Source organism: Acidimicrobiales bacterium (assembly GCA_035531755.1).
Taxonomy (GTDB): Bacteria; Actinomycetota; Acidimicrobiia; order Acidimicrobiales; family UBA8190; genus DATKSK01.
Genome location: DATKSK010000013.1, coordinates 1 through 8,193 on the forward strand (window position 1 = coordinate 1; position 8,193 = coordinate 8,193).

Genomic DNA, 8,193 nt, shown 5'->3' on the forward strand with positions numbered 1-8,193 from the left:
ATGGAGACCGCGGCGATCGCCGACGTGTGCGAGCGACGCGACATCCCGTGGTCGGTGTTCCGCGTCATCAGCGACCGTGCCACCGACGGGAGCGTCGACGAGGAGATCTTCCGTCTCAGCAACCAGGACGGCTCGCCCGACCCCGAGGCCATCGAGCGCTACTTCGCCGAGCACCCCGGACGCATCGAGGCCATGGCCAGGCTGGCCGAAGGCGCGCTGCTCGCCACCGAAGCGGCCGCCGAGGCGGCGATCCGCGCCTGTTCGACGAGTTGAGCGGCGACCGCAGCGCCACCCACGCCGTGTCCGCAGCGCCGACGGATCAGGTGCCGGAGCCCTGGGCCGGAGCCCTGTGCCGGAGCCGGGACCGCCCACGTCCACCGGTCCTCCTCGGTCGCCGTCACCCTGGTATGGCGCGCCCGGCGGTCGAGCGTTCGGCACGCCCCGGGCCAGGGAGTTCAGGCGGGAGGAGGAGCCATGCGCAGGGGGGTCAGCCTCGTCGCACCCAGAAGGGGAGGGCTTCCTCGCTGCCGTCGGCGCGGTGGAAGCGCTTAAAGGTGACCTCGACCGGTTCCCCGATCCGGATCGACGCCGGGTCCACCTCGTCCAGCTGTCCGTCGGGCCCCTCGACGAGGTTGCCGACGAAGCGGATCGTGGGGTGCTCGTCGAGCGCCACCACGATCACGTTGTAGGGGGCGAGGTCGGAGTACGGCTGCAGCAGGGGTGGGTGGGGGACCACGAAGGACCAGATCGTCCCGAGGCCGGCCACGGGCCGCCAACCCCGCTCCGTCGAGCGGCACGCCGGGCACATGGGGCGCGGCGGGTGCCGGAGCCTGCCGCAGGCGTTGCACGCCTGGATGCGCAGCTCGCCCGCCAGCGTGCCCTCCCAGAAGAACATGCTCTCGTCATCGACGGCGGGGAGGAGAAATCCATCCTCCGACGGGCCGAGATTGGCCACGTAGCCACCCGAGAACGCCGCTGCGTTGGTCATCTGTCTGTCTCCCCGCGCTGGTTCGTGTGCCCGGACTCGTCGTCAGCGCCGCAGCAGCAGGGCGCTCGTGGGTACGCCCTCGCCCGAGGTCACGAGGCACGTCTCGGCCCCCTCCACCTGGGCGGTGGAGGTGCCGCGCATCTGCCGGACGCCTTCGTTGATGAGGTTGAAGCCGTGTACATAGGCCTCCGACAGCCCGCCGCCGGCAGTGTTGGTCGGGAGCGAGCCCTTCCCCCACTCGAGGTTGCCGTCGTCGGTGAAGGCAGCGCCCTCGCCGCGCTTGCAGAACCCGTAGCCCTCGAGCGACAGCGGGATGAGCGGCGTGAAGGCGTCGTAGATCTGCGCCACGGCCACGTCCTCGGGGCCGAAGGCGGCGTTGGCCCACAGCCTCCGGGCGCACGCCCACGCCGGGCCCGTGAGCGGGTCGTCGTTGAAGAAGTTCACCATCGTCTGGTGCTCGGGCGGCAGGCCCTGGGCGAAGGCGTGCACGTACACCGGCGGATGGCGCAGGTCGCGGGCGCGCTCGGCCGACACGATCACGCAGGCGAGCGCGCCGTCGGTCTCGAGGCAGTTGTCGAACAGGCACAGCGGCTCCGACACCCAGCGCGCCGCCATGTAGTCGTCACGGCTCATGGGACGGTCGTGCATGAACGCCAGGGGGTTCATGTTGGCGTGCTTGCGCACGGCGGTGGCCACGTTGGCGAGGTGGTCGCGGGTGGCGCCGTACTCGTGCATGTAGCGGCGGGTGAGCATGGCGATCTCGTCGACGGGCCGCAGCATGCCGAAGGGCCGGGTCCACCCGCCCGGCACCCGCAGCTGCACGGCGGTGCTGGTCCACGGGCGCGGGCCCGAGCCGCGCTTGCGCGACCGCCACGCCACCGCCACCTCCGCCTGCCCGCTCGCCACGGCCAGGGCGGCGTGGCCGACGACACCGCACCCGGCGCCGCCGCCGTAGCCGATCTGGCTGAAGAAGGTGATCTCCCCGCAGCCGATGTTGCGGGCGATGTCGACCTCCTCGGTGGCCTCCATCGTGTAGGAGCACAGGGCGTCGATCTCGGAGGGGTCGATGCCGGCATCGGCGCAGGCCTCGACGATCACGGTGCAGGCCAGCTCGGCCTCGGAGGGCTCGAGGTGCTTGGCGAACGGTGTCTGGGCGATGCCGACGATGGCGGTGGCGTCCTGGAAGCCGACTGCCGGGCTCATTGGCGCGGTCCCTCCTTGGTCCGGGCCCGGAGACTGGGCCCCGTCGGCCCCCCCGAGTGCTGTGCCGAGTGCTGTGCCGAGTGCTGGGGGAACGGTATCCCCCAGGCCGGTGCGCAGGGCAAGCCGCGGGGCCCCGGCGCCGGCCGCCAGCACGGTAGCAGCGGACCTGACGGCATGTCAGATACCCGGTACGATCGCCGCCCATGGCCGACACGCCGGCGCCCGTCTTCAGGCGCGAGAGCCAGCTCCTCATCGGGGGGAGGTGGGCCGACGCCTCCGGCGGCACCTACGACGTGGTGAACCCCGCCACCGAGGAGGCCGCCGGCGCCGCCCCGAGCGCCACCGTGGCCGATGCCGTGGCGGCCGCCGCCGCCGCCCGCCGGGCGCAACCGGGGTGGGCCGCCACCGCGCCCGAGGAGCGCCGTGCCCTCATGGCCCGCGCCGCCGCGGCGATCCGGGCCCGGGCCGAGGAGCTGGTCCCCCTGGTGATCGCCGAGACCGGCGCCACCGCCGCCGTGGGGTCACGGCTCCAGGTCCCGATCGCCGCGGACCGCTTCGAGCGCTACTCGCGCGACCCGCAGTCCGTGGTCCAGCGGTCGCTGCCCCCGCAGGTCGCCCAGGCCACGCCTCTGGCCCCGGGCGGGTTGATCAGCGCCGTGGCCGTGCGCCAGCCCGTCGGGGTGGTGGCGTGCATCACGTCGTACAACTTCCCGTTGGCCAACATGGCGGGCAAGGTGGCGCCCGCCCTGGCGATGGGCAACACGGTCGTGGTGAAGCCCGCTCCCCAGGACCCCCTGGCGGTGGTGGAGCTCGTGCGCATCCTCGAGGAGGTCGGGTTCCCACCCGGCGTCGTCAACCTGGTCAATTCTCCCGATGCCGGCCCCGCCCAGGCGCTCGTGGAATCCCCCGACGTGGACATGGTCAGTTTCACCGGCTCCACCCAGGTGGGGACGAGCATCGCGTCGTCGGGGGGCGCCACCATGAAGCGCCTGCTGCTCGAGCTCGGGGGCAAGGGGGCCTGCATCGTGTTCGACGACGCCGCCATCGAGGCGGCCGTCGGGTGCATCGGCTCCACATGGAGCTTCCACTCGGGGCAGATCTGCACCGCCCCGACGCGCGCCGTGGTGCAGCGCGCCGTCTTCGACCGGTTGGTCGACGCGCTGGCGGCCTACGCCGGCGCCCTGAAGGTCGGGGACCCCACCGAGCTCGACACCGTGGTGGGCCCGCTCATCTCGGCCGCCCAGCGCGCCCGGGTCGAGGGCTACATCGCCACCGGTCGCGACGAGGGTGCCCGGCTCGTGGTCGGCGGCGGCCGCCCCGCCCACATGCCGCGCGGCTTCTACGTCGAGCCCACGCTGTTCGTGGCCGACAACGCCATGGCGGTGGCCCGCGAGGAGATCTTCGGCCCCGTCGTGGTCGTGATCCCCTTCGACGACGACGACGAGGCCGTGGCGATCGCCAACGACAGCGACTTCGGGCTCTACGACTACGTCTTCTCGGGGGACACCGCCCGGGCGTTCGACGTGGCGGGGCGGCTGCGGGCCGGGCACGTCGGCATCAACACCGCCCAGCGGAACCACGAGGCGCCCTTCGGCGGCTTCAAGATGTCGGGCGTGGGCCGCGACGGCGGCGACTACGGCCTGGAGGCGTACTCGGAGCTGCAGTCCATCATCTGGACCGGCTGAGGCCTCCGGGGTCATAGCGGCCGGCGGCATCGACCCGCAGGAGGGGAACGTGAGCACTTACGACCTGGCCATCATGGGCGGCATCGTCGTCGACGGCACCGGGCTCGCCCGACGGCGCGGGGACATCGCCGTCAAGGACGGGCGCATCGCCAAGATCGGGTTCGTGCACCCCTCGGAGGCCGACCGGGTGATCGACGCCGATGGCCTGCACGTGGCGCCGGGCATCGTCGACGCCCACACCCACTACGACCCGCAGCTGACCTTCGAGCCGTACGCCACGTCGTCGTGCTACCACGGCGTGACCACCGTCCTGGCCGGAAACTGCGGCTTCTCGGTGGCCCCGAACCGCCCCGACCAGCGTGATTTCCTCGCCCGCATGTTCGCCAAGGTGGAGGGCATGTCGCCGGTGGCGCTGTCCGCCGTGCCGTGGGACTTCGAGACCTTCCCCGAGTTCCTCGCCACGAGGGCCGGGCGGCTGGGCGTGAACATGGCGTGCTACGTGGGGCACTCCGCCGTTCGCCGGACGGTGATGGGGGAGGAGGGCTCCGAGCGCGAGGCCACCGACGACGAGATCGAGGAGATGCGACGCGTCGTGGGGGAGGCCATGGCGGCGGGGGCGGCGGGATTCTCGTCGTCTCACGGGCCCACGCAACTCGACGGGGACAGCCGCCCGGTCCCCAGCCGCTTGGCGTCGATGGCCGAGCTCGAGGTGCTGTGCGCCGAGGCCGGCCGCTACAACGGCGGGTCGATCAGCTACCTGCACCGCAGCGCCATCGGCGGGCTCGACCAGCAGGACAAGGACCTGCTCGTGCGCCTGGGCACCGTCAGCCGCCTCCCCATCATCCTGCAGGGCCTCGGGGGGCGGTCCAAGGTCGACGTCCCCGGTGCGGAGTGGGAGCAGGTGGCGGCGTGGATCGAGGACGTCGGCCGCCAGGGCGTGGGCATCTATTCGCTGCTGCGCAACCACCCCTTCGACCGCGACTTCCGCATCGACGCCGGCACCAACCTGTACGAGGGCGTCCCTGCGTGGCACGAGGTCGTGGGCCCCGGCGTCGATGGCGCCGAGCGGTTGGCGATGCTCCGGGACCCCTCCCGGCGCGACGCGATGCGCCACGCCGTGGAGCACCCGAACACCGACGGCTCGAAGGGGTCCACCCTTCCGCCGCCACGCTGGAACGTCGTCGAGGTCGACGAGGTTGCCCGACCGCAGAACGACAAGCTGGTGCGGCGCACCATCGCCGACATCGCCACCGAGCTCGGCAAGGAGCCGGCCGACGTGCTGCTCGACCTCGCCCTCGACGAGGACCTGCGCACCGTGTTCCGGTACGTCAACAAGAGCCCGGCGTGGGAGGAGGCCGTGGCCCTCGGGCAGCGCCACCCCGCCATGATCATCGGCGTGTCCGACGGCGGCGCCCACCTCGACCGCGACGACGGCGCCGACTGGTCGACGGCGTTCCTGTCCTTCTGGGTCCGCGAGCGCAAGCTGTGGTCGCTCGAGGAGGGCATCCGGCAGATGACGCAGGTGCCCGCCGCGCTGCTCGGGTTCGAGGGCCGGGGCATGCTGCTGCCCGGCTACCACGCGGACGCCTTCGTGTTCGACCCCGACACCGTCGAGCTCGAGTCGAAGAAGCAGGTGGCCGACTTCCCCGGCGGCGAGGCCCGCTACTCGGCCCGGCCCCGGGGCATCTACTGGACGATCGTGAACGGCACGCCGATCGTGCGTGACGGCGAGGTGATCACGGGGAACCTCCCCGGCCACGTCGTCCGGCCCGGCGTGGTCTGATCGTCACGTCGGCCCGGTCCCGGCGCCGCCCGGTCCCGTCGGCCCGGTCCCGGTGCCGCCCGGTCCCGCCGCCGCCCGGTCCCGTCGGCCCGGTCCCGTCGGCCCGGTCCCGTCGGCCCGGCGTGGCCCCATGCGGCGCCACGCCTCGTTCAGCTGACGAGCTCGTCGACGAGCTCGCGCACCAGTCGGTCGATCTCGTCGCGGATGGGGCGGACCTCGTCGATGCCCGCGCCCGCAGGGTCCGGGAGCGTCCAGTCCAGGTACCGCTTGCCCGGGAAGACGGGGCAGGCGTCGCCGCACCCCATGGTGACGACGACGTCGGCACGCCGGGCCGCCTCGTCGGTGAGCCGCCGGGGCTGGCGCCCCGTGATGTCGAGGCCCACCTCGGCGAGGGCCTCGACCACCGCCGGGTTGAGGCTGTCGGCCGGCTCCGAGCCCGCCGAGCTGACCACGACACGCCCCGCCCCGTAGCGCTCCATCAGGGCGGCGGCCATCTGCGAGCGTCCGGCGTTGTGGACGCACAGGAACAGGACCTCGGGACGCTCGGCGGTCACGCGGCCTCCTCGTGATGGAGCAGGACGTCGCCGGCGTCGTCCCGCATGCGGGGGTAGAGGATGGCGACGCAGGCCGCGCCGGCGGCGCCGCCGACGAGCTCGAGACCCACGAAGCCGGGTGCGGATGCCGGCGCGATCCCCGCGAAGGTGTTCGACAGCATGCGCGCCACCGTGACCGCCGGGTTGGCGAAGCTCGTCGACGACGTGAACCAGTAGGCCGCCGCGATGTACGCGCCGACGGCGAAGGGCGCCACCGCCGCCTGCCCGGCCCGCACCACGCCGAAGACCACGAGCACCAGCCCGAACGTGGCGACGGCCTCGGCGAACAGGTGGGGCCCGCCGGCGCGGTGATGTGTCGACAGCGTCACCGCCCGCAGGCCGAACATGGTGTTCGCCACGAGGGCCCCCGATGCGCCGCCGGCGAACTGTGCGAGCACGTAGGCCACGGCCGCCCGGGTGCGCAGCCCGCCGAAGGCGCGGTCGACGAGCGTGACGACTGGGTTCAGGTGCGCGCCGGACACGGGGCCCACGGCGAAGATGATCGCCACCAGCGCGGCCGCCGTGGCCGCGGTGTTCTCGAGCAGCTGGAGGCCGACGTCGTGCGGCGACAGGCGCTGCGCGGCGATGCCCGATCCGACGACGGCGGCGACCAGGAACCCGGTCCCGATGAACTCGGCCACCGCCTGGCGGGCGAGGGTGCGGTCGCTCAGCAGCACGGGCCCGGGTCGCCGTGGGCGGCCAGGTCGGGGCGCCTCGCGCCGCACGCCGCACCTGGGGGCGCGGGGTCGTTCAGCTCGCCCTCGGGCATCTCGGCGTCGGCGAGGACCGTGTAGATCTCCCACGGCGAGCCGTCCGGTGAGTCCACCCAGACCTTGTCCTGGACGGCGTGGCAGCAGGTGACCTGCTCCTCGGTGGTCGTGGCCATCCCCTCGCCGGCGAGGCGTGCCTGGGTGGCGGCCACCTCCGCCGAGCTCCCCACCTCCACGCCGAGGTGGTTCAACGTGCCCGAGGCGCCGCCCCCCTCGATCAGGACGAGCTTGAGCGGCGGCTCGGCCACCGCGAAGTTGGCGTACCCGGGGCGGACCTTCGCCGGCGGCGTGCCGAACAGCTTCGAGTAGAAGTCGACGGCCGCGTCGAGGTCGGCGACGTTGAGGGCCAACTGGACACGGGACATGACGGGCTCCTTCGCATTGACCACTGTCGATGCGTGAGTATGATGGCCGCATCGACAGTTGTCAATGAGAAGCCCGTATCGTGTGGACGAGCTGCCGGAGGGGGAGCCCCATGACCACCCGCAACCTGGCCAAGACGATCCCGCCGGACGAGCGGTCGGACGAGCGGTCGGACGAGCGGTCGGACGTCTTGTGCTGTGCGCCCATCACCGACGCCGTGCTCTCCGAGGACGAGGCGTCCGACCTGGCGCCCGTGCTCGCCGCGCTCGGCGATCCCGTCCGGCTGCGCCTCCTGTCGATCGTGTCCGCCCAAGGCGAGGTGTGCAGCTGCGCGCTCGAGGAGCCGCTGGGGCGCAGCCAGCCGACCATCTCGCACCACACCCGGGTGCTGGCCGACGCCGGGCTGATCGTCGGCGAGAAACGCGGGAGGTGGACGTGGTGGCGGGTGTCGCCGCAGCGGCTGGCGACCATCCGCACGCTGCTCGGCGGCGCATAGGAGCCGTCGTCGGCCGGAAGGGGGCCATGGCGTGGCCCGGTCGGGGCGACGCCGTCCACCCGGCGAGCAGCGGGGAATCGGCCCGGTAGGGCGGGCCGGACCACGGGTGCGAGCCCGCCTCGGTGCCGTGCCCGGTCACCTTCCCGACGCGCCCGTCGACGGGGGGCGAGGCCTAGCGCGCGTTGATGTACTCGACGAGCTCCTTGCGGTCCTTCTCGAGCTCGGTGATCCGGTTCTTGACCACGTCGCCGATGCTCACGATCCCGCGCAGGATCCCGTCCTCGACCACCGGGACGTGCCGGATCCGGCGTT

General features: G+C 72.9%; 9 protein-coding genes. 4 read left to right on the forward strand and 5 right to left on the reverse strand.

Features of this window, described 5'->3' with window-relative positions:
* Positions 1-273: hypothetical protein (locus tag VMV22_02860; GenBank protein HUY21260.1), on the forward strand; the 273-nt coding region annotated here is incomplete at its 5' end.
* A gap of 214 nt (positions 274-487) precedes the next feature.
* On the opposite strand, the gene VMV22_02865 is transcribed toward VMV22_02860, so the two are convergent.
* Positions 488-988, reverse strand: a complete 501-nt coding sequence (locus VMV22_02865) for an OB-fold domain-containing protein (GenBank protein ID HUY21261.1) — start codon at positions 986-988, stop codon at positions 488-490.
* Between the two features lie 42 nt (positions 989-1,030).
* Positions 1,031-2,191, reverse strand: a complete 1,161-nt coding sequence (locus tag VMV22_02870) for a hypothetical protein (protein HUY21262.1) — start codon at positions 2,189-2,191, stop codon at positions 1,031-1,033.
* Positions 2,192-2,394: 203 nt separating this feature from the next.
* Here VMV22_02870 and VMV22_02875 point away from each other — a divergent pair, with 203 nt between their 5' ends.
* On the forward strand, positions 2,395-3,876 hold the full coding sequence (locus VMV22_02875; protein HUY21263.1) for an aldehyde dehydrogenase family protein: 1,482 nt from the start codon (positions 2,395-2,397) through the stop codon (positions 3,874-3,876).
* A gap of 49 nt (positions 3,877-3,925) precedes the next feature.
* Positions 3,926-5,659 carry an amidohydrolase family protein gene (locus VMV22_02880; GenBank protein HUY21264.1) on the forward strand — a complete coding sequence of 578 codons (1,734 nt, stop codon included), beginning with the start codon at positions 3,926-3,928 and terminating at the stop codon, positions 5,657-5,659.
* A 149-nt stretch (positions 5,660-5,808) separates the two neighbouring features.
* Here the strand turns inward: VMV22_02880 and VMV22_02885 are convergent, their stop codons facing one another.
* Genes VMV22_02885 through VMV22_02895 form a run of 3 tightly spaced genes read right to left on the reverse strand, consistent with a single transcriptional unit; the run spans position 5,809 to position 7,387 of the window.
* Positions 5,809-6,213 carry an arsenate reductase ArsC gene (locus VMV22_02885; protein ID HUY21265.1) on the reverse strand — a complete coding sequence of 135 codons (405 nt, stop codon included), beginning with the start codon at positions 6,211-6,213 and terminating at the stop codon, positions 5,809-5,811.
* Positions 6,210-6,929 carry an aquaporin gene (locus VMV22_02890; GenBank protein ID HUY21266.1) on the reverse strand — a complete coding sequence of 240 codons (720 nt, stop codon included), beginning with the start codon at positions 6,927-6,929 and terminating at the stop codon, positions 6,210-6,212. The genes VMV22_02885 and VMV22_02890 overlap by 4 nt, the downstream gene beginning before the upstream one ends.
* The gene (locus tag VMV22_02895; GenBank protein ID HUY21267.1) at positions 6,920-7,387 is read right to left on the reverse strand and encodes an ArsI/CadI family heavy metal resistance metalloenzyme; all 468 of its coding nucleotides are present in this window, start codon (positions 7,385-7,387) and stop codon (positions 6,920-6,922) included. Before VMV22_02895 ends, VMV22_02890 begins: the two co-directional genes overlap by 10 nt.
* Positions 7,388-7,497: 110 nt before the next feature.
* Here VMV22_02895 and VMV22_02900 point away from each other — a divergent pair, with 110 nt between their 5' ends.
* Complete coding sequence (locus VMV22_02900; protein ID HUY21268.1) at positions 7,498-7,881, forward strand: metalloregulator ArsR/SmtB family transcription factor; 384 nt, start codon at positions 7,498-7,500, stop codon at positions 7,879-7,881.
* Positions 7,882-8,193 lie beyond the last annotated feature (312 nt).